Below are 21,672 nucleotides of genomic sequence, written 5' to 3' on the forward strand. Positions count from 1 at the left end.
CCCGCCGCCGGGCTCCCCGGCCGGCGGGCCGGCGGGCCGAGCCGCGACGGGTCACTCGCGACCCCGGGGGGCGCGCCCCTCGCTCCGGCCCGAACCGACGGCGTTCCCCGGCGGCCACACCGGGTTCACCGAGGCTCCCGAGGCCTTCGCCGCCCGCCTGAGGACGGTCGTCGGCGCGGTCTGAGCCGCGGAACAGGGCGCCCAGCGACCGGACGTCACCCGGCCGCGTGCCGGTCGCCGTGTGGGTGGCTCCACGCCCGCAGCGCATGGGCCCGGTGGTCGTGCTCGAAGCCCTCACCGAGGGGGCCCACCCGCTCGGCCGCCTCGGCGGTACGGGGGTCGTCGCGCAGCGCGAGGCCGTAGGCGGCCTCCAGGCGCACCAGTCGGTTGTCCTCGCCGAGCAGCGCCACCAGGGCGTCGGCGACGGCGGGCGTGCGGTCCGGTGAGCCGGCCAGGGCCACCGCTGCCGCACCCCGCGCCTCGGGGTCCGGGTCCTCGGCCAGGAGGAGGAGCGCCCGGACGACCTCGGGGAGGAGAGCGTCGTCCTCGATGCTCGCCGTGCACGCTCTGACGCGGACGAAGGCGTCCGGGTCCCGCATGAGGGCGAGCAGGGCGGCCCTGGCCGCGGGGGTGCGGGCGCCACCGTCCGGGGAGAGGACGTAGGGCACTTCGCGGCGGACACGCGGATCGGGATGGCCGGCGTGGCGCAGACCGATGGCCTCCTGGTCGCGATGGTCGTACTCGCTGAGGACGTCGAGGACGCCGGCGAGCAGGCCCCCGTCCGTCTCCTCGGCCGCCCAGGCGGCCAGGAGTTCGCTGTCCTGCTTCTTCTGGTGGGCGTCGAGGCCGACGACCGTGCGCCTCCTCAGGTACTCCACCACGAACCGGCGAGGCGCCAGGTCGGGGTCGTGGCGGTGCGCCACCAACGCGGACCAGGTCTCGGGGCTGCGGCGCCAGGTGAGGATCCAGCAGACCGTGGACCAGTTCACATGGTCCTCGTCGGGCCCGCCGACGGCGCGGGCGATCAGCTCATCGACGGGCGGCAGGACGCGCAGGGCCCACTCCAGCGTGGCCAGGACGGCGGCGTGCCCGGCCCGAACGACGAGCCCGCCGAGCGAGACCTGTTCGACCCAGTAGTACTCGTCGTCCTCGACCCGGAGGGTCGCGGCGGGCCCCCGAGCACCCGTCCTGCGGCCCAGCTCCTCGACCGCACCCGTCTCGTACCAGCTCCGGGCCAGAGCGAGAAGCCGTTCACCGGCGGCCTTTGAAAGCCGTTCCGCGGGCTCTTCTCCCAGCACGGCCGACACGACCGCCGGCGAGCCGCCGTCGACGGCCCGCCACAGCGGCGTCGTCCCGTCCGGCAGCACCCGGTCGGGATCCGCACCGCCGTTCACCAGCGCCTCGGCCACCCGCGCGTCGTACGCCGCCACGGCCGCGCACAGCACCGGAAGCCCGTCGCCGTCCACCGTGTCGGGATCCGCGCCCCCGTCCACCAGGTCCCGCACCGCCTCGGCGTCCCCCGCCCGGACCGCTGCCCGGAGCCGACCCCCGAGTCCGCCCTCGCCCATGCCCCCAGCCCTTCTCCCGTGACAGCGGGCCGCCGGAACGGACCCGGGAACGGGATCCTCGGCAGCCTATCCCGGGGCCGATGCCGTGTGATGCTGGCGCCATGACGGATCGACATGAGGCGGATCGGGGCGAGGTCGCCATAGTCCGCAGGACAGGCCGGACAGGCCGGACAGGCCGGACCTCGGCCGGCGACGACGGGCTGGCCGCGCTGCTGGCGGCCTACCACCTGCGGACGGAGAGCGAGAAGGGCGAGGCGGTCGACGACGTGGACGGGCTGCCGGAGCGCTACCGCGCGGAGGTCTCGGACCCCTGGACCGCGTTCGCCGACGACGTCGTGCTGCTGGCCCTGAGCGGGGAGAGCGCCGTGGGCTGCCTCGTGCTGACCGCCCCCGCCGACGGGCGGTCGGAGATCAAGAGACTCTGGACGGAGCCGGCGTTCCGGGGCCGGGGCATCGCGTCCGGCCTGCTCGGAGCCGCGCTCGCGCACGCCGAGGCGAACGGCGTGGCCACGGTGCGCCTGTCGGTGTGGAGCTGGCGGACCGGCGCCATCGCCCTGTACGAACGTTTGGGCTTCGGCGTCACCGAGTCGTGGGACGAGCGCGATCGACTGGTGTGCATGCAGCGCACCGTCTGAGCCGGCCCGCCCGGGCGGGCCGAGGCCGTGACGCCGGGCGACGACGGCAGTGCCCCGGACGCCCGGCAGACCCCTCGGGTACGGCATCGGCGCGATCCATGGGCCGAACGTCCCCGTCGAGGGGCCGATCCGCCCCTCCTGCGGCCCGTCGGCCGGTGCGACCGTGAAAACGGACCCCTGTGCGGTACGGAAGGCGGTGGGGACGATGACACTCCCCCTGGTCGTGGGCGTCGACGGATCCGACGCGAGCCTGACGGCGGTCGACTGGGCGGTGGACGAGGCCGCCCGGCACGGTCTCCCGCTGCGGCTGGTGCACGCCTCGCGCTGGGAGCGGTACGAGAGAAGCGTGCCCTCCACCGGCGTCGGCCGGCCGTCCGAGCGTGTCCTCGCGGAGCATCTCGTGGGCTCCGCGACCGAGCGCGCCGAGCGGCGCAACCCCGAAGTCAAGGTCAGCGCCGACATCGTCCCCGAGGAGGCGTCCGAGGCTCTCCTGCACGCGGGCAACAATGCGTTCGCCCTGGTGACGGGGGTGCGCGGGCGCGGTGAGCTGACGAGCATGCTCCTCGGCTCGGTGGGCCTGGCGGTGGCGGCCCGCGCGCACTGCCCGGTGGTGGTGGTCCGGGGCGACAAGGCGGGCCTGTCCGGCTCCCACGAGCGGATCCTGCTGGGCGCGGGCGAGCCCGGGACCGGCGCCGACGCCGTGCGCTTCGCGTTCCGCGAGGCCGAGACACGCGGCTGCGACCTGGACGTCGTACGCGCCTGGCGCTGCCCCGCGCACGAGAGCGCCGAGGATCCCGCGCTCGCGGACGAGCCGGCGCGCCGGCACGAGGAGCGGGCCTCTGCCCTGCTCGACACGCTGCTGCGGGACGCCGTGGCCGAACACCCGGGCGTCCGGGTGCGGCGGGCCACGGTCGAGGGACCGGCTCACGGCGTCCTCGTGCGCCGCTCGGCCGCGGCCGACCTGGTGGTCGTCGGGGCCCGGCGCAGGCACGGTCACCTCGGGCTTCAGCTCGGGCGGGTGAGTCACACCCTGCTCCACCACGCGGACTGCCCGGTGGCGGTCGTACCGCAGACGGTGTGAACTCGGTGACAGCCGGCCCGGAAGGGGGAGCGATGACGTCCGCCCGGTCCCGAGACGTGCTCGTGCCCGCGCTGCGGGACGCCGAGACGCCCGAACCGGACCGCTGCCGCGGCGCCGCCGTAGCCGTCGTGTCCGACCCGACCGTGAGGCCCGACGCGGGGGCAGCGTGATGACGGGCTGGACGTGGGAGTACGACGGGTACGACCCCGCGGACGAACGCACAAGGGAGTCGTTGTGCACGCTCGGCAACGGCTACTTCGCCACCCGGGGGGCGCTGCCGGAGTGCACTGCGGACGACGTGCACTACCCCGGCACCTACGTCGCCGGCTGTTACGACCGGCTCACCACCGACGTCGCGGGCCGCCGGGTGGAGAACGAGGACATGGTCAACGTCCCGAACTGGCTGCCGCTGCGGTTCCGTCCCGCCGGACGGCACTGGATCACCCCCGACACGGCCGAAGTGCTCGACCACGGTCTGGTGCTGCACCTGGCCTCGGGCCTGCTGGAGCGCCGGACCCGGTACGCGCTCGGCCCGGGGCGGGCGCTGGCGGTGCGGCAGCAGCGGTTCGTGCACATGGCCGACCCCCATCTGGCGGCCCTGCACACCGAGTTCACCGCCGAGGGCTTCACCGGGGATCTCGACGTGGAGGCGGCGCTGGACGGCGGCGTCGCCAACGCCGGCGTCGCGCGCTACAGGGATCTCGACGGCCGTCACCTGACCCGGCTGCACACCGGGTCCGCCGGGCCGGACACGGTCTGGCTGCGCTGCCGGACCCGCACCTCCGACGTCCGGATCGGCATGGCGGCCCGGCTGGACGCCGACGCTCCGGTCACCGACCGGCACGATGCCTCACGCGTACGCCAGAAGGCGCGTCTGGGTCTGCGTCCCGGCGCGACCGTCACCGTCGACAAGACCGTCGCCCTGCACACCTCCCGCGATCCCGCGATCAGCGACCCGCTGGACGCCGCGATCGACCGGGTCGCAGCCGCGCCCGGCTTCGACGAACTGCTCGAAGCGCACCTGACGGCCTGGGACCAGCTGTGGCGACGGGCGGAGCTGGACGTCGCCGGGGAGGCCGGGGACATTCTGCGGCTGCATCTCTTCCACGTCCTGCAGACCCTCTCCCCGCACACCGCGGACCTGGACGTCGGCGTGCCGGCCAGGGGCCTGCACGGCGAGGCGTACCGCGGCCATGTCTTCTGGGACGAGCTGTTCGTGCTGCCGTACCTCGACCTGCGGTTCCCCGAGGTCTCCCGCGCCCTGCTCCGCTACCGTCACCGCCGTCTCGACCGGGCCTGCGCCGCCGCCCGCGCGATCGGCAGGCGCGGTGCGCTGTACCCCTGGCAGAGCGGCAGCGACGGGCGCGAGGAGACGCAGGAACTCCACCTCAACCCCCGGTCGGGACGCTGGCTGCCGGACCACTCACGGCTCCAGCGGCATGTCGGCTCGGCGGTGGCGTACAACGTGTGGCAGTACTGCGAGGCCAGCGGGGACGCGGAGTTCCTGCACACCAAGGGCGCCGAGATGCTGTTGCAGATCGCGCGGTTCTGGGCGGACTCGGCCACCTGGGACGAGGATCTGGGCCGGCACCGCATCCTGGGCGTGATGGGCCCCGACGAATACCACGACGCCTATCCCGACGCACGGCGCCCCGGACTCGACGACAACGCCTACACCAACGTCACCGCCGCCTGGGTGCTCGCACGCGCCCTCGACGTGCTGCGGAGTCTGCCGGAGCCCCGGCGGCGCGAACTCGCCGAGCGCACCGGTCTGGACGACGGCGAGCTCGAACAGTGGGAAGACGTCTCGCGCACCCTCCACGTGCCGTTCCACGACGGCGTCGTCAGCCAGTTCGAGGGCTACGGCGACCTCGCCGAACTCGATTGGGAGGCCTACCGCGAGCGGTACGGCGACATCCGGCGCCTGGACCGGATCCTGGAGGCGGAGGGCGACACCGTCAACCGCTACAGGGCCTCCAAACAGGCCGACGTCCTGATGCTCGGCTACCTCTTCTCACCGGCCGAACTCCGGGACCTCTTCGGCAGGCTGGGCCATCGCATCGACGACGACGTGTGGCGGAGCACCGTCGACCACTACCTTCACCGCACCAGTCACGGCTCCACCCTCAGCGGCCTGGTCCACGCCTGGGTCCTGGCCCGCGCGCGGCGCACCGAGGCGTGGACCTACTTCCAGGAGGCCCTGCGCGGCGACATCGCCGACCTGCAGGGCGGCACCACCGGTGAGGGCATCCATCTGGGGGCCATGGCCGGCACGCTCGACCTCGTCCAGCGCGGGCTGACGGGGCTGGAGACGCGGGCGGGGGCGCTGTGGCTCGATCCGGCGCCGTTGCCGGAGCTGTCGGCCTACGGGTTCTCCCTCCGGTACCAGGGGCACTGGGGCGTCCGGCTGCGTCTGGAGCGCGGAGCGCTGCAGGTGACGGTGCCGCCGTCCGACCGCGAGCCGATCGACATCCGGCTGCCGGACCGGGCGGTCTGCGTGCGGCCGGGCGAGACGTGTCACCTCCTTCTGTCCGGCTGACGGAGGGCGCCACGCGCAGGGGCCGGACGGCCCCCGGAGAGGACCGGGCAGCCTCTCCCCGCGAACGGGCCGGGGCGTGACGCTGGTGGCGGACGACAGACAGAGCGATGGAGGTGCCGAAATGCTTCGACCCGTGATCGCGGGAGTCGACGGATCCCCCGAGAGCCTGGCCGCCGCCGCATGGGCGGCGCGCGAGGCCGAACGACGGGACCGGCCGCTGCACCTGGTGCACGCCTGGGACTGGCATCCCCGCCAGGAGGAGCGCGAGATCGCCGGCGCCGCACAGCGGCATCTGGCCCGGCGTTCACTGCGCCGGGCGGAGGAACGGGTGCGCGCCGAGTGCCCCGCCGTCCGCCTCACCGACGAGCAGGTCGACGGCCCGGCCGTGGACGCGCTGGTGAAGGCGGCGGACCAGGCGGACGTGACGGTCCTGGGATCTCGCGGGCTGAGCGGCTTCACCGGGTTCCTCGTGGGGTCCGTCGCCCTCGGTGTGGTCGCGCGGGTGACGCGTCCCGTCGTCCTCGTCCGGGCGGGCGAGGAACCGGCCGACGAACGCCTGCCGACGGCCGACGAGACCGCTTCGACGGACACCGGATACCGGGACGTCGTGCTCGCCGTCGACCTCGACGAAGCCTGCGACGAGGTCATCGAGTTCGCCTTCGAGGCGGCCCGGCTCCGGCACGCGCGGCTGCGCGCCGTGCACGCCTGGCACACGTCCGGCCCGAGAGGCCTCGGCTCCGGTGACGTCGGCCTGTTGCAGGACTCCTGGCAGGGCGAGGAGTGGCTGGGCTTCCTCCGGGCCGTGCTCCAGGTGTGGTGCGACAAGTACCCGGACGTGGAGGTCCTGGAGACGGTGGTGGACGACAGGCCCGCCACCGCGCTCGTCCGGGCGGCGACCGGAGCGAGCCTCCTCGTCGTCGGCCACCGCCTCGCCGAGCGCCCGATCGGCCCGCGCACCGGCCCGGTCACCCACGCCGCGATCCACCACGTCGGCTGCCCGGTGGCCGTCGTCCCCCATGTGTGACCCCGGTCCACGGGTTCGTCCGGCCCCGGGGGCAGCTACATAACGACCAGTCGGTACCCTGCTGTGCATGACTACTGCCGCCCTCGAGCCGCGTGCCGGTCGACGCTGTAACCAACCGCTCAACTCCCTGCACGCGACGCACTACTTCTCGCCTGATCTAGGGCGTGAGCTGGGCGCGCTCGGGATCACCCGTCCGCGGGCCGTCAACTTCGCCGCGCGGGCGGCCGCACTGGGGGCGGTCGGCGCCGGCACGGTGACGGCGACCTTCTACAACTACAAGCACGAGCTCGTGGCCCGGCACGTGCCGGCGGTGTGGTCGATCGCCGGCCCGGCGGACGTGCTCGCGGCCCGCGTGCGCGCCGCCGACGCGACCCTGCGGCGGCTGCTGGGCGAGGAAGCCGTGGCGTCCGCGGAGATGGCGGAGGCGGCGCGGCTGGCGTTGCGTGCCGCCGAGGCCTGCGAGCGCGGCGCCCGGCCCCTGTACTCGGCGCACGCCGACCTTCCGGTTCCCGACGAGGCGCACCTCGCCTTCTGGCACGCGGCGACCCTGCTGCGCGAGCACCGGGGCGACGGCCACCTGGCCGTGCTGATGTCCGCGGGCCTCGACGGGCTGGAGGCGATGGTGACCCACACCGCCACGGGCAGGGGTATGAGCCCGAAGTGGGTGGCGGCCACCCGCGGCTGGACCGAGGACGACTGGAACGCGGCGACGGCCCGGCTGCGGGACCGCGGACTGCTGGACGGCGCCGGCGAACTCACCGAGCGGGGCGTCGCGCTCCGCGAGGAGATGGAGCAGGAGACCGACCGGCTGGACCGGGCGCCCTACGAACACCTCGGCGCGGAGGGCGTGGCACGCCTGACGGCCCTCGCGGCGACGTTCACCCAGGTCGCGGTGGCCGCGGGCGCGTTCCCGGCGGATCTGGTCGGCAAGGCGTGACGCGGCCGGCCTGACCGCTCGTCGGTTCCGCCGCTCCGCCGCTCCGGCGGGCGGGCGGACGACAGGCGGACGGGACGGACAGGCGGACGGACCACAGCGGTGGCGCCCGGAGCCTGCCGGCGGCCTGCTCACCCGGCCGCCCGCCCCCGCTCCGGGCTTGTGGCACGGCTGCGCGCCGGGGCGGCCGTGCGCAGCCGCGCGTCACGTGTGCGCGGTCGCTCCGAGGGCGAGGGGCCGGCTGGAGCGCAGGTGTTCCTTCAGCGCCTGCGCGGTGTTGCTGATGTGCAGCAGCGCCGCGGCCTGGCTGAGGGTGCTGTCGCGCGTGGTGAGGGCCGCGTAGATCGCCTCGTGCTCGGCGAGCGTGCGGCCCGCCGCCTGGTCGTCGACCAGGCCACGCCAGATCCGTGCCCGCAGGGTGCGGCCGGAGACGCCCTCCAGCAGGGTGAGCAGGGTTTCGTTGCCCGTCGCGGCGACGACCGCGCGGTGGAAGGCCGCGTCGTGCGCGTTGAGCAGTTCGACGTCGTCGCGGGCTTCCCGCATGGCGTCCAAGTGGCTTTTGACCTCGGCCAGTTGGTCGTCGGAGATGCGGGTGGCTGCAAGGCCGGTGGCGGCCGGTTCGAGGAGCCGGCGGACCTCCATGAGGTCCTGGAGTGCGGCCGAGTCGCCCTGCAGCAGCTCCACCGCCCCGCCCAGCCCCTCCAGGAGCAGGCTGGGCTGCAGGCTGGTGACGTAGGTGCCGTCGCCCCGGCGGACCTCCAGGACCCGGGCGACGGCCAGCGCCTTGACCGCCTCGCGCGCCAGGTTGCGGGAGAGGCCCAGCTGGGCGGCCAGGTCCGGTTCCGGCGGGAGCTTGGATCCCGGCGGCAGGGCGCCGGTACGGATCAGCTCACGGATCTGCTCGATGGCCCTGTCCGTCAAAGACACTGCGAACTCCTCTCCCGACCGCTTGCCCCGGGCACGTCCGATCTGGTCGGACCCCAGGCCCGGAGGACGTCCCGGAGCCCGTCGGGCAGGGGCCGCCCGTGGAGTTCCGTGTTCCGCCCGACCTGTTCCTGAGTCCGCATGCCGAGAGTGACACCGATGATACTGGGGCGGGTGCGGGGCAGGACGATCGCGGCGCCGGGCAGCCTGGTCCCGGGGGCCGCGCGGACCCGGCGTTCGCCGGGGCCCGGTCGACCGGGGCGGGCGGAGCGTCCCCGTCGCCGCGCGCAGCAGCACGGCGTCCGGGGTGCGGAAGGCGGCCTCGGCCCGCCGAGACCGCCTTCCGTCGTCGGGGCGTCGGCCGGGGGAGCGGCCGACGCCCCGACGGGCACGGTCGGCGCCGGCGCCGCGCGGACGCCGGACCGCACCGGGTCGAGGCCGTCGGTCATCGGCCGAGCCATCCGCCGTCGACGGGCAGGACGGTGCCGTGGATGTAGGCGGCGGCGTCGGAGGCGAGGAAGACGGTGGCGCCGGTGAGGTCGTCGGCGGTGCCCCAGCGTGCGGCGGGGATGCGGTCGAGGATGGCTTTGTTGCGGGCGGGGTCGTCCTGTAGGGCTTGGGTGTTGTCGGTGGCGATGTAGCCGGGGGCGAGGGCGTTGACGTTGACGCCGTGCGGGGCCCATTCGTTGGCGAGGGCTTTGGTCAGGCCGGCGATGCCGTGCTTGGCGGCGGTGTAGCCGGGGACGGTGATGCCGCCCTGGAAGCTGAGCAGCGACGCGGTGAAGATGATTTTGCCCTGGCCGCGGGCGACCATGGCCGTGCCGACGGCCCGGGTGAGGGCGAACTGTGCGGTGAGGTTGACCTGGAGTACCGACTCCCAGTCGGTGTCGGTGTGTTCGGTGGCCGGTGCGCGGCGGATGGTGCCGGCGTTGTTGACCAGGATGTCGATGGGCCGCCGGCGTCCGGCGAGGTCGGCGCCCAGGGCGTGGACGGCGGCGGGGTCGGCGAAGTCGGCCCGGATCGCCTCGAACGCGCGGCCGGCGGCGAGCACGTCCTTCTCCACCGCGCTGCCCGACTGCTCGAGTGTGGCGCTGACGCCGATGACGTCGGCTCCGGCCTCGGCGAGGGCGCGGGCCATGGCCCGGCCGATGCCGCGCCGGGCGCCGGTGACGACGGCGAGCCTCCCGGTGAGGTCGAAGAGGCTCATGCGAGGGCTCCCGTGGTGTCGTTGCCGCAGTCCAGCAGGATCTTCATCACGTCTGCGCCCGCTTCCAGGGCTTCGAAGGCGGCGGGTGCGTCGGTGAGCGGTACGACCTTGGTGATGAGGCGGTCGGCGGGGATCGTGCCGTCGGCGACCAGGGCCACCGCCTGTTCGAAGTCGGCGCGGGTGTACAGGCGGGCGCCGACGAGGGTGAGTTCGCGCCAGAAGAAGCGGTGCAGGTTCACCTCGCGGGGGCGGGGGTGGATGGCGACCAGACACAGCCGTCCGCGCACACCCAGGGCCTCGACCGCGGTGTCCACCCCGGCCGCCGCACCGGACACCTCGAAGGCCACGTCCGCGCCCGCGTCGCTGGTCCAGTCACGTATCAGTTCGGGTATGTCGTCCAGGGCCGGGTCCCAGGCGGTCAGGCCCAACTCCTCGGCGAGTGCGCGCCGGTGGGTGCTGAGTTCGGCGACGCGGACGTCGGCGCCCCTGGAGCGGGCGACCAGGGCGATGAGGATGCCGACGGGGCCGCCGCCGACGACGAGGACCCGTTCGCCGTCTTGGACGTCGGCCCGGGCGACGTCGTGGACGGCCACGGCGGTGGGTTCGACGAGTGCGGCCCGGTCCAGGGGGACGGATTCCGGGAGGCGGATGAGGGTGGTGGCGGGGACGGTCCAGCGCTGCTGCATGGCGCCGGGGGAGTCGATGCCGATGAAGTCGAGGTTGTGGCAGACGTGCCGGTGGCCGGCGCGGCAGGCGGGGCAGGTGTCGTCCCAGCGCAGCGGCATCACGGTGACCGCGTCCCCGGGCGCCCAGCCCTCGACGTCCGCTCCGACGCGTACGACACGGCCGGACATCTCGTGTCCGAGGACGGCGGGGGTGCCGACCCGGGCGTCCATGTCGCCGTGGAAGATGTGCAGGTCGGTGCCGCAGATCCCGACGTAGGCGGGGGCCAGCTCCACCTCGCCGGGACCGGGGGAGCCGACCTCGGCCGGGGCGGTGTCCAGGGTGCGGGCAGCCGTATAGCGGACGGCGAGTGTCATCGTGTTCTCAGGGTCCCTTCTGCGCGGACGCCGATGGTCAGCGGCAGGTTGACGTGGATGCGGATGCGGGCGGTGACGATCCCCGAACGTGAGGCCGGGGGAGCGGGCGGCGCGGTGGAAGCCGACGCGGCCGGGCGCTTCGACCGGGCGGGCGCGGGGGCCGGCCGGCGAGGGGCGGCGGAGCCGGGTCGCCCTCGGGCGGCCGGCGTCCACCGGGCGGGGGCGTCAGACCCGTGCGGACCACACGGGGCCGTCGGGGTACGTGTACTCCTTGAGGGACTCGGGGTGCATCTGTGCGCCGAGTCCGGGGAGGGCGGGCGCGAGGTAGTGGCCGTCGGCGATGCGCACCGGGTCGACGAAGTGTTCGTGCAGGTGGTCGACGTACTCGATGACGCGGTCCTCGACCGTGCCGGAGACGGCGACGTAGTCGAACATCGACAGGTGCTGGACCATCTCGCACAGGCCGACCCCGCCCGCGTGCGGGCAGACCGGCGCGCCGAACTTCGCGGCGAGCAGCAGGATCGCGAGGTTCTCGTTGACCCCGCCGACCCGCGCGGAGTCGATCTGCACGATGTCCACCGCGCCGGCCTGGAGGAGCTGCTTGAAGACGACCCGGTTGGCGATGTGCTCTCCGGTGGCGACCTTGACGGGGCTCACGGCCCTGCGGACGGCGGCGTGACCGAGGATGTCGTCGGGCGAGGTGGGCTCCTCGATCCAGTACGGGTCGTAGGGGGCCAGTTCACGCATCCAGTCGATGGCGGGCTGGACGTCCCATCTCTGGTTGGCGTCCACGGCGATGCGGATGGAGTCGCCGACCGTCTCGCGGGCGGTGCGCATGCGCCGTACGTCGTCCTCCAGGGACGCGCCGACCTTCAGCTTGATCTGGGTGAAGCCCTCGGCGACGGCCTCGCGGGCGAGTCGGGCCAGTTTCTCGTCGGAGTAGCCGAGCCAGCCGGGGGTGGTGGTGTAGGCGGGGTAGCCGCGCTCCAGGAGGCGGGCGATGCGTTCCTCGCGGCCGGGTTCGGCCCGCTCGAGGATCTCCAGCGCCTCCTCGGGGGTGAGGGCGTCGCTGAGCCACCGGAAGTCGATCTGGGCGACCAGCTCCTGGGGCGGCATCTCGCCGAGGAAGCGCCACACGGGCTTGCCGGCGCGCTTGGCCGCGAGGTCCCAGGCCGCGTTGACGACGGCGCCGGTCGCCATGTGGATGGCGCCCTTCTCCGGCCCCAGCCAGCGCAGTTGGGGATCGTGGACCAGCGAGCGGGAGAACCCTCCGAGGTCCGCGCACACGTCGTCGACCGAGAGGCCCACGACGTGGGGCGCGAGGGCCGCGATCGCGGCGGCCTGGACGTCGTTGCCGCGGCCGGTGGTGAAGGCCAGGGCGTGGCCCTCCAGGCCGTCGCCGGCGTCGGTGCGCAGGACGACGTAGGCCGCCGAGTAGTCGGGCTCGGGGTTCATGGCGTCCGACCCGTCCAGGTGCTCGGACGTGGGGAAACGTACGTCGAGGACGTCCAGAGCGGTGATACGGGCGGATGCCGGCGGCGGAGACGCGACGGAGGGCATGGCTACTCCTGTGGGAGCAGGGGACCAACGGCCCCTGCGACGAGATGGGGAACGACGGGGGAGTCCGGCGCCCGTGCGGTCCGAGCGGACCGGCCACGGCCGCCCGAAGTCACTCCTGGACCTTTCCGCCCGTGATACGCGAGATCATCAGCGCGACCAGGATGATCAGGCCGTTGAGGGCGCCGATCCACTGGGCGGGGACGCCTGCGAGGGTGAGGACGTTCTGGATCATGTAGAGCAGCAGGATGCCGCTGAAGGCGCCGAACATGGTGCCCTTGCCGCCGTTGAGGCTGATCCCGCCGATGACGGCGGCGGCCATGACGGTGAAGATGTAGCCGTTGCCCTGCGCGGAGGCCACCGAGGCGAGCCGCCCGGACAGCAGCAGCCCGGCCAGGGCGGCGAGCACGCTGCCGGTGACGATGACGATCCACAGCACCCGGTCGGTGCGGATGCCGGCCGCCTTCGCCGCGTCGACGTTGCCGCCGATGGCGTACAGCGAGCGGCCGAAGCTGGTCCAGCCGAGGACCACGATGGCGACGGTGAACAGCACCAGGCAGATCCAGATGGACGCGGGCACCGAGAACCATTCGGCGGTGCCCGGATAGAGCATCGACTCCGGGAGCTGGAAGAAGGTCTGCCCGCCGGAGATGCCGGTCAGGACGCCGCGCAGGACGATCAGCATGCCGAGGGTGACGATGAAGCCGTTGAGGCCGAAGCGGATGATCAGCAGGGAGTTGACCACGCCGACGAGTGCGCCCACGGCGAGCGTGACGGGGATCGACCACGCGCCGGGCAGGAGCCCGAGTCCGTGTCCCGCACCGGTCGGCACCACCAGCCAGGCCGCGACGCCGGGGGCGAGACCCATGGTGGACTCGAGCGAGAGGTCCATCTTCCTGACGATCAGGATCATCGTCTGGGCGAGGACCAGCAGGGCCATCTCGGACATGGTCTGCAGGACGTTGACGAGGTTGTCGGCCTGCAGGAAGACCGGGTTGACGATCTGGCCGACGATCGCGATGACGACGATCGCGGGGACGAGCGCGAGGTCGCGGAGCCGGGCCAGCGGTATGCGGCCGCCGAGCAGCACGGTCCGCCCGGCCCCCGGCTGGGCGGCCTTCGGGGCGGTGGGGTCCGCGAGGACGGTTTCAGGCATGGAGGTCCACTCCTTCCATCGCGGCGACGAGGTCGTGGTCGTGCCAGCCGCGGGCGATCTCCGAGGTCACCCGGCCCTGGAACACCACCAGGACCCGGTCGCACATGCGCAGGTCGTCGAGTTCGTCGGAGGCGATGAGCACTCCGGTTCCGGCGTCCGCGGTCTCCTCGACCTTGCCGAGGAGGAACTCCTTGGAGCGCACGTCCACGCCCGCGGTCGGGTTGATCAGGACCAGCAGCCGCGGGGAGTCGGCGAGGGCGCGTGCCATGACGACCTTCTGCTGGTTGCCCCCGGACAGAGCCGAGACCGGCAGGCCGGGGCCGGGCGTCTTGATCGCCAGCTTCTCGATCATGCCCTCGGCGAGCCGGTCCCGGGCGCGGCCGCTGATGAACCCGTTCTTGCCGAGCCTGCGCGGCACGGACAGGGTGGCGTTGTCGGCGATCGACATGTCGGGGACGAAGCCCTGGCGGTGCCGGTCCTGCGGGACGAACCCGGCGCCCGCGGCGAGCGCCGCGGGCACGCTGCCCGCCCGGGGCCGGGTCCCGGCTATCTCCACCCGGCCGCCGGCCGGGGCGCGCAGCCCGACGACGGTCTCGGCGACCTCGGTACGACCGCTGCCCGTGGCTCCCGCGAGCCCGACGATCTCGCCCGCGCCGACCCGGAACGTCACGTCGTCGAAGGCGTCGCCGCTCAGACCGTCCACGTCGAGCGCCGCCGTCGCGTCCGGGTCCAGGGAACCGGCGCGTTCCGCACCACGGTCCGCCGCCGCCTCGCCGGTCATGGCGGCAACGAGTTCGGCGCGGGGGATCTCGGCGACCGGCGCGGTCAGGATGTGGCGGGCGTCCCGGAACACCGTCACCATGTCGCAGATCTCGTAGATCTCCTGGAGGTGGTGGCTGATGAACAGGAAGGTCACGCCCTGGCGTTGCAGGTCGCGGATGCGGTCGAAGAGCCGGTTGATGGCGGCGCCGTCGAGCTGGGCGGTCGGTTCGTCGAGGATGATGAACCGGGCGCCGAAGGACAGCGCGCGGGCGATCTCGACGAACTGCCGCTGCTCCACGTCGAGATCACCGGCCGGGGACTGCGGATCCACCTCCACCGACCAGGTCGACAGCAGTTCCTGCGCCCGGCGCCGCAGACTCCGCCAGCTGATGAGCCGGCCGCGGTGGTGGTCGTGCCGGTTCAGGAAGAGGTTCTCGGCGACGGTCAGGGTGGGGATGATCGTCGACTTCTGGTAGACGCAGGCCACCCGTCGGCGCCAGGCGTCGCGGTCCGCGAGCCGGGGGGCCGGGCGGCCGCCGAAGGCGACCGCTCCCTCGTCCGGTGCCTGCAGCCCGGTGAGGACCGACACCAGGGTCGACTTGCCGGCCCCGTTGCGGCCGACGAGCGCGTGGGTCTCGCCGGGCCTGATGGTGATCCGGGCGCCGTCCAGGGCCACCGTCGGACCGAATCGTTTGACCACGCCCGTCGCCTCGACGACGGGCGGGCCCGCCGGGGCCCGTCCGCCGCGCGCCGGGGCGGACGCGGGGGTGACTGCTCGCTCCCCGTCGCTCATCTCAACCGCCTTGTGTCCGTGAGTCGTTGTGTGAACTGGTGGGCCGTCAGCCGAGGTTGTTGCCCCACAGCGAGGTGTCGGTGCTCTTCAGGCTGGCGACTCCGCCGTAGGTGCCGCCGTCGGCGGTGACCAGCGGCGCGGAGAGCTGGTCCTCCAGCAGTCCGTCACGGACCTGGATGACGGTGCTGCCGTGATCGGTCCTGCCGGGCTTGAACGTCTTCCCGTCGATCGCGGCCTTCAGGTAGTACAGGGCGTACTTGGCGTAGAGGTCGGCCGGCTGGGAGACCGTGGCGTCGATCTTGCCCGCGCCGATGGACTTGAGCTCCTCGGGAATGCCGTCGTTGGAGACGACGAACACGTGCTTCTTGTCCGCCGGGTCGACCAGCAGGCCCTTCTGCTTGAGTACCTGCAGGGTGCCGGCCAGGGCGAAACTGGACTGCATGTAGATGCCCTTGATGTCCGGGTGGGCGGTCAGGTCCGTCTGGAGCTTCTGCGCGGCGACGGCGCCGTCCCAGTTGGTGGCCTCACCGAACACCTTGATGTCCGGGTAGTTCTTCTTCATGCACTCGTTGAACGCCTCGGTGCGGTCACGGCCGTTGATGGAGTCGAGTCCGCCCTCCAGCATCACGACCTCGCCCTTGCCGCCGAGTCTGGTGCCCAGGTACTGGCATGCCTTCTCGCCGTACGCCCGGTTGTCGGCGCGGACGACCATGTAGACCTTGCCGGTGTCCGGGCGGGTGTCGACGGTGACGACCGGGATCTTCTTCGCCTCCATCTGCGCCAGGGTCGGCGCGATGGCGGCGGTGTCCTGCGGGGCCATCGCCAGCCCCTTCACACCCTGGCTGATGAACGTCTGCGCGTTGGCGGTCAGCTTGGCGACGTCGTTCTGCGAGTTGGTGGTCTTGAGCGAGACGCCGAGCTCCTTGGCGTACTCCGGCGTGTACTTGATGTACGAGTTCCAGAAGTCGGTGTCGGAGCGCGGGTAGTCGACGCCGACCAGTGGTGCGCCGTTCGACGAACCCGCGGTGCTGGAGCCGCTGCCGCATGCGCTGATCAGCGCCAGTGCGGACATGACGGCGGCGGCGGAACAGAGAGCGTTTCGAGCGTTTCTGAGTCTCATCGGCAGGTCCTCGCGCTGGTCCCGAAGCGGGAGATATTTCGCATGAGCGACAACTGTGCGTCGCCGCCGCGAAGAGATGGGATGTTTATAGGCGTCGCGACGGCGAGCTGTCTAGGTGTCGATGGGAAATTCCCTAGAGATCTAGGCTGATCTGCGGTGTTGGCGCGGGGGTTCATGGGGGTGGACGTCTTGATCCATCCCATCAATCGCGCTGATGGTGGGAGTGCCTCGCCGAGACGTCAATGGGGAAACATGCCATGTATCAGGAGGACGCAACCATCGGAAAGCATCATGAAAACGGCAAAATGCCTGGTCGGCTGAGTCTTTTCATCCCTGCACGCCCGTTGACATCCCGAGGACACATGGTCGACCTTCATGCGTAACGATCGGCGCCCACGGACGCTGCTGGTCGCGCCGACCCCGTCCTCCCCTGTCTCCTCTTCCGCATCAGGGATGTGTCAATGGCGAGTTCGATCAACAGACGCCGGTTCCTGGCCGGTGCCACGGCGGTGGCCGCGTCGGCCGTCGTCGGAGGCGTCTTCGGCGCCGGCGTCGCGCAGGCGGCCCCCGGCACGTACACACCCGACTGGAACTCGGTCGACCAGCACCCGCCGGCCCCGGAATGGTTCCAGGACGCGAAGTTCGGCATCTACTTCCACTGGGGCGCCTTCAGCGTTCCCGCCTTCGACAACGAGTGGTACCCGCGCAGCATGTACCAGGCGGGCAGCAACGCCAACCGGCACCACCTCGCCGCCTACGGCCGGCCGTCGGCGTGGCCGTACCACAACTTCATCAACGGGGCGCAGGACCTGGCGGGCAACTTCGTCAAGTTCGCACCGAAGCTGAAGTCGGCCGGCGGCAGCTTCGACCCCGACGAGTGGGCGCAGTTGTTCGTCGACGCCGGCGCGAGGTTCGCCGGTCCCGTGGCCGAGCACCACGACGGCTTCTCCATGTGGGACAGCCAGGTCAACGAGTGGAACTCGGTGGGCAAGGGACCGGGACTGAACCTGCTGAAGCTCTTCTCCACGGCCATCCGAGCCAAGGGCCTGAAGCTGCTGGTGGCCATGCATCACGCCTACCACTTCAACGGCTTCTACGAGAACGTCCCGGCCCAGACGGACCCCAGCCTCAGGAAGCTCTACGGGCAGCTGGGTGCGGCTGCCGAGAACCAACTCTGGTACGACAAGCTCAAGGAGGTCGTCGACCGGGCCCAACCCGACATCCTCTGGCAGGACTTCAAGCTGGACGCCGTCGACGAGAGGCAGCGTCTGAACTTCCTGTCGTACTACTACAACCAGGCCGACAGCTGGGGCCGCGAGGTCGTCGCCACCTACAAGGACGGCATGAACGGCAAGGGCGAGGTCTTCGACTACGAGCGCGGCGGCCCGGCCGAACTCACCGCCCCCTACTGGCTGACCGACGACAGCGTCTCCAGCTCCAGCTGGTGCTACACACAGGGCATCGGCTACTACACGCTCACGCAGATGCTGCACTCGTTCCTGGACCGGGTCAGCAAGAACGGCAACATGCTGCTGAACATCGCGCCCATGGCCGACGGCACCATCCCCCAGGACCAGAAGAACATCCTGCTCGGCATCGGGGACCACCTCAAGCGCTTCGGGGAGTCGGTGTACGCGACCCGCGCCTGGAGCGCGTACGGCGAGGGGCCGACGAAGATGGGAGGCGGCTCGTTCACCACCCCGCACGCCGGTACCGCGCAGGACATCCGCTTCACCCGCAACAAGGCGAACACCGTGCTGTACGCCACCGTCCTCGGGTGGCCGGGCGGCTCCCTGACGATCAGGACGCTCGGCTCGAACCGGATCGACCTCTCCTCGCTCGCCTCGGTGAAGCTCCTCGGGAACACCGCCGGGGCCTACATCGACCTGCCCACGCCGACGCAGAGCGCGTCCGGCCTCACGGTCGCCCTGCCGTCATCGGCGCCCTACAGCGCCAACGCCTACGTCCTGAAGCTCGCCTTCTCCGGCACGATCCCGGCCCTGCGGCCGCTCGCCGGGGCCCTCGTCTTCAAAGACGTGAACTACTCCGGCGCCGCCGCCGCACTCGCCCTCGGCGACCACGGCGCGGACGCCCTGGCTGCGTCCGGGCTGGGAGTGCGCACCATCTCCTCCCTCCGGCCCGCCCCCGGGTACCAGGTGATCGGCTACTCCGGCGACGACTTCACCGGCACATCGTGGACCTTCACCGCCGACAACCCCGACTTGAGGGCCACCGGCAACAACGACCAGATCGCCTCGCTCAAGGTCCAGTTCAACCCGGCGACGTACTTCCGGATCACCAACGTCACCGACGGTCTCGCCCTGGACGGCGGAGGCGACGTGCCCTCCGGGTCCGACCTCAAGCAGTGGACCTGGGACGGCAGCCCCAACCTGCAGTGGCAGGCGGTGGCCGTCGGAGGCGGCTACCACAAGCTCGTCAACCGCACCAACGGCATGGTCGCCGACGGCTGGGGCGGCACGCTCGACGGCTCCCCGGCCAGGCAGGCGGCCTGGAACGGCGGAAGCAACCAGCAGTGGACCATCACCCACCGCGGTGAGGGCCGCTACTCGATCGCCAACCGCACCACCGGCCTCGTCCTCGACGGAGGCGGCAACGTCGCCTCGGGCTCCGTCACCAAGCAGTGGACGTACGGCGCCAGCACCAACCTGCTGTGGACCTTCACCGCCCTGTGACCGGTACCGAACGGGACGGCGGCCGCGGGAGCGGGCCTTCTCGCCCGCCGCCGCGGCCGCCGGGGCCGGGCTGCGACGGAGTCCCGGAGGGGGACGATGTTGTGCACTGTCTTGACTGCTGCAACAAATAAGCCCTACGTTTTCGCTCGGTCATTCAGTGCACTGAGCATCTCGTCCGGCCCCACCCCCCCCACAAGGAGCCGCCACCATGCCCGCCGGTACCCGTCCCCGCGCCTTCCGCACCCGCCTGCGCATCGCCCTGGCCACGCTGGCGTCCGCAGCACTCGTCACCGTGCCCGTCCCGGCCTCCCAGGCGGACTCGGCGGACGCGACCCATCTGACCGGCACCCTCGCCGACGGCGCCACCTGGATCGCCGACGTCCCCGACCGCTGGAACGGCACCCTGGTGGTGTTCAGTCACGGCTTCGGCCCCACGGTCGCCAGGAACGCACCCACCGAGGCCGTACGCACCGAGTTGCTCGCTCGCGGCTATGCGCTGGCCGGATCGTCGTACGACCCCCATGGCTCGATGTGGGCCCTGGAGAGCGCCGAACGCGACCAGTTCGCCACGCTCGACGCCGTCACCGCGAAAATCGGCGCACCGCGGCGCACGCTGGCCATGGGCAGTTCGATGGGCGGGCTCGTCAACGCGCAGATGGCCCGGGACGGCGGCGGACGCATCGACGGCGCGCTCGGCCTGTGTGGCCTGGTCGCGGGCGCCACGGACCTGGACAACTACCAACTGGACGCCGAGCACACCATCGCCCGCCTGCTGCTGCCCGGACAGGACGTCGAACTCGTACGGTTCGAAACCTCCGCCGAGGCCTCGGCCACCGCCGACCTGCTCGCCAAGGCGGTCACCGCCGCCCAGAGCACCCCGCAGGGCCGGGCCCGGATCGCGTTGGCCGCGGCCTTCCTCAACCTGCCAGCCTGGGCCTCCGGACAGGACCGGCCCGCACCGACCGACTGGGCGGGCCAGGAGGAGCAGCAGTACGCGTGGTTCGCGCAGGGCATCCTGTCGTTCGTCGAAGGCGGCCGGTACGCCGTGGAGCAGTCCGTGGGCGGCAACAACTCCTGGAACCAGGGCGTGGACTACGCCCGTCTGCTGGCCGGCTCGGTACACGCTCCCCAGGTCCGCGCCCTCTACCAGGCGGCCGGTCTCGACCTGCGCGCCGACCTGCGGACGCTGACGCAGGGCGCCTCGATCACCGCCGATCCCGCCGCCGTGCGCACCGCGCGGCAGACGTCCTCCGCGGGCCAGGGACTCGAGGTGCCCCTGCTCGACGTCCACACCACCGCCGACAACCTGGTCCCGGTGGAGCAGGAGAGCCGCTTCGCCGACCGCGTGCGCGCCGCCGGCGACGGCGCGCTGCTGCGGCAGGCGTACGTCGAGCGGCAGGGCCACTGCACGTTCACCACGGCCGAGACGGTGTCCGCCCTCCACGCGCTCGAACACCGCGTCAGCACCGGCCGCTGGGACGACGCCGCGACCCCCGCCGCCCTTCAGCGGTCCGCCACCGCACTCGACCTGGGAGGGGCGGCCTACGTCTCCTACCGCCCGGCGCCGCTGACGGTCGGACGCACTCCCACCCGGCACTGACCCGCCTTCGGGCCCCGCACACCCGGCGACCCGTCAGGACCGGGGCGTACCGGAGCCGTCGGACGCGGTGAACACCTCCAGGATGCGCTCGGCGGCCAGGGTGGCCGTGAGCTCTCCGTCCCGGACCTGCTGTTCGAGCACGGGTGCCAGAGCCCGAACGGAAGGGTCGCCGTGCAGACGGCCGAGCAGTTCGTCGCGGACCATGCTCCAGGTCCAGCCGACCTGCTGGTCCCGCCGCTTGGCGGCCAGGCCGCCGGTGGAGTCCAGCAGGGTGCGGTGCTGCTCCAGACGGTCCCAGACGGTGTCCAGGCCCGCGGACTCCCGCGCGCTGCAGCTGAGCACGGGCGGCGACCACGCCGCGTCCTTGCCGTGCATCAGGCGCAGCGCGCCGGCCAGTTCGCGGGCGGCGGCGCGGGCGTCGCGCTCGTGCGGACCGTCCGCCTTGTTGACGGCGATCACGTCGGCCAGCTCCAGAACACCCTTCTTGATGCCCTGCAACTGGTCGCCGGTGCGCGCCAGGGTGAGCAGCAGGAAGGAGTCGACCATGTCGGCCACCGCGGTCTCGGACTGGCCGACGCCGACCGTCTCGACGAGGACGACGTCGTAACCGGCCGCCTCCATCACCACGATCGACTCCCGCGTCGCCTTGGCGACCCCGCCGAGCGTGCCGGCGGTGGGGGACGGCCGTACGAAGGCCGCCGGATCGACGGCCAGGCGCTCCATGCGGGTCTTGTCGCCGAGGATCGAACCGCCCGTACGGCTGGACGACGGGTCCACCGCGAGCACCGCCACCCGATGCCCGAGCGAGGTGAGCATCGTGCCGAACGCGTCGATGAACGTCGACTTGCCCACGCCCGGCACTCCGCTGACGCCGATCCGCCGGGCCCGGCCGCTGTGCGGGAGCAGCTCGGTCAGCAGCTCCTGCGCCAGCGCCCGGTGCTGGGGCCGGGTCGACTCGACGAGGGTGATGGCGCGCGCGATGATCGCCCGCTTCCCGTCGAGTACGCCCTTCACATATGCGTCGAGGTCGATCGCCATG

General features: G+C 72.5%; 17 protein-coding genes. 8 read left to right on the plus strand and 9 right to left on the minus strand.

Annotated elements, in window-relative coordinates:
• Positions 1-215 precede the first annotated feature (215 nt).
• On the minus strand, positions 216-1,568 hold the full coding sequence (locus ACZ7DE_RS11120) for an ankyrin repeat domain-containing protein (RefSeq protein ID WP_470759662.1): 1,353 nt from the start codon (positions 1,566-1,568) through the stop codon (positions 216-218).
• A 101-nt stretch (positions 1,569-1,669) separates the two neighbouring features.
• Between ACZ7DE_RS11120 and ACZ7DE_RS11125 the strand changes: the two genes are divergently transcribed.
• The 6 genes from ACZ7DE_RS11125 to ACZ7DE_RS11150 all read left to right on the plus strand — a co-directional run bounded on the left by ACZ7DE_RS11125 (position 1,670) and on the right by ACZ7DE_RS11150 (position 7,784).
• Positions 1,670-2,203, plus strand: coding sequence for a GNAT family N-acetyltransferase (locus ACZ7DE_RS11125; protein WP_470759664.1), 534 nt, complete (start codon positions 1,670-1,672; stop codon positions 2,201-2,203).
• Positions 2,204-2,408: 205 nt separating this feature from the next.
• Positions 2,409-3,284, plus strand: a complete 876-nt coding sequence (locus ACZ7DE_RS11130; protein ID WP_470759666.1) for a universal stress protein — start codon at positions 2,409-2,411, stop codon at positions 3,282-3,284.
• 32 nt (positions 3,285-3,316) lie between these two features.
• Entirely contained in the window at positions 3,317-3,454 is a 138-nt protein-coding gene (locus ACZ7DE_RS11135) for a hypothetical protein (RefSeq protein ID WP_470759668.1), read from the plus strand.
• Entirely contained in the window at positions 3,454-5,823 is a 2,370-nt protein-coding gene (locus ACZ7DE_RS11140) for a glycoside hydrolase family 65 protein (RefSeq protein ID WP_470759670.1), read from the plus strand. Before ACZ7DE_RS11135 ends, ACZ7DE_RS11140 begins: the two co-directional genes overlap by 1 nt.
• Positions 5,824-5,944: 121 nt before the next feature.
• Positions 5,945-6,847, plus strand: a complete 903-nt coding sequence (locus ACZ7DE_RS11145) for a universal stress protein (RefSeq protein ID WP_470759672.1) — start codon at positions 5,945-5,947, stop codon at positions 6,845-6,847.
• A gap of 67 nt (positions 6,848-6,914) precedes the next feature.
• Positions 6,915-7,784, plus strand: coding sequence for an SCO6745 family protein (locus tag ACZ7DE_RS11150; RefSeq protein ID WP_470759674.1), 870 nt, complete (start codon positions 6,915-6,917; stop codon positions 7,782-7,784).
• A 201-nt stretch (positions 7,785-7,985) separates the two neighbouring features.
• Here the strand turns inward: ACZ7DE_RS11150 and ACZ7DE_RS11155 are convergent, their stop codons facing one another.
• The 7 genes from ACZ7DE_RS11155 to ACZ7DE_RS11185 form a co-directional block, all read right to left on the minus strand.
• Positions 7,986-8,708 carry a FadR/GntR family transcriptional regulator gene (locus ACZ7DE_RS11155; RefSeq protein ID WP_470759676.1) on the minus strand — a complete coding sequence of 241 codons (723 nt, stop codon included), beginning with the start codon at positions 8,706-8,708 and terminating at the stop codon, positions 7,986-7,988.
• Positions 8,709-9,150: 442 nt separating this feature from the next.
• A complete protein-coding gene (locus ACZ7DE_RS11160) occupies positions 9,151-9,912 on the minus strand; it encodes an SDR family NAD(P)-dependent oxidoreductase (protein ID WP_470759678.1) in 762 nt (253 codons plus the stop codon).
• Entirely contained in the window at positions 9,909-10,952 is a 1,044-nt protein-coding gene (locus ACZ7DE_RS11165; RefSeq protein WP_470759680.1) for a zinc-dependent alcohol dehydrogenase, read from the minus strand. Before ACZ7DE_RS11165 ends, ACZ7DE_RS11160 begins: the two co-directional genes overlap by 4 nt.
• A gap of 225 nt (positions 10,953-11,177) precedes the next feature.
• A complete protein-coding gene (locus ACZ7DE_RS11170; RefSeq protein WP_470759682.1) occupies positions 11,178-12,512 on the minus strand; it encodes an L-fuconate dehydratase in 1,335 nt (444 codons plus the stop codon).
• Positions 12,513-12,621: 109 nt separating this feature from the next.
• Positions 12,622-13,665 carry an ABC transporter permease gene (locus ACZ7DE_RS11175; protein ID WP_470759685.1) on the minus strand — a complete coding sequence of 348 codons (1,044 nt, stop codon included), beginning with the start codon at positions 13,663-13,665 and terminating at the stop codon, positions 12,622-12,624.
• Positions 13,658-15,220, minus strand: coding sequence for a sugar ABC transporter ATP-binding protein (locus ACZ7DE_RS11180; RefSeq protein ID WP_470759687.1), 1,563 nt, complete (start codon positions 15,218-15,220; stop codon positions 13,658-13,660). Before ACZ7DE_RS11180 ends, ACZ7DE_RS11175 begins: the two co-directional genes overlap by 8 nt.
• Before the next feature lie 46 nt (positions 15,221-15,266).
• On the minus strand, positions 15,267-16,340 hold the full coding sequence (locus ACZ7DE_RS11185) for a sugar ABC transporter substrate-binding protein (protein ID WP_470759688.1): 1,074 nt from the start codon (positions 16,338-16,340) through the stop codon (positions 15,267-15,269).
• Between the two features lie 461 nt (positions 16,341-16,801).
• Here ACZ7DE_RS11185 and ACZ7DE_RS11190 point away from each other — a divergent pair, with 461 nt between their 5' ends.
• Both ACZ7DE_RS11190 and ACZ7DE_RS11195 read left to right on the plus strand, forming a co-directional pair.
• Positions 16,802-19,033 carry an alpha-L-fucosidase gene (locus ACZ7DE_RS11190; protein WP_470759690.1) on the plus strand — a complete coding sequence of 744 codons (2,232 nt, stop codon included), beginning with the start codon at positions 16,802-16,804 and terminating at the stop codon, positions 19,031-19,033.
• 208 nt (positions 19,034-19,241) lie between these two features.
• Positions 19,242-20,633 carry an alpha/beta fold hydrolase gene (locus tag ACZ7DE_RS11195; protein WP_470759692.1) on the plus strand — a complete coding sequence of 464 codons (1,392 nt, stop codon included), beginning with the start codon at positions 19,242-19,244 and terminating at the stop codon, positions 20,631-20,633.
• Between the two features lie 33 nt (positions 20,634-20,666).
• On the opposite strand, the gene meaB is transcribed toward ACZ7DE_RS11195, so the two are convergent.
• Positions 20,667-21,671 carry a methylmalonyl Co-A mutase-associated GTPase MeaB gene (gene meaB / locus ACZ7DE_RS11200; protein ID WP_470759694.1) on the minus strand — a complete coding sequence of 335 codons (1,005 nt, stop codon included), beginning with the start codon at positions 21,669-21,671 and terminating at the stop codon, positions 20,667-20,669.
• Between the last annotated feature and the right edge of the window lies 1 nt (position 21,672).

Source organism: Streptomyces sp. NPDC037083, assembly GCF_055606485.1.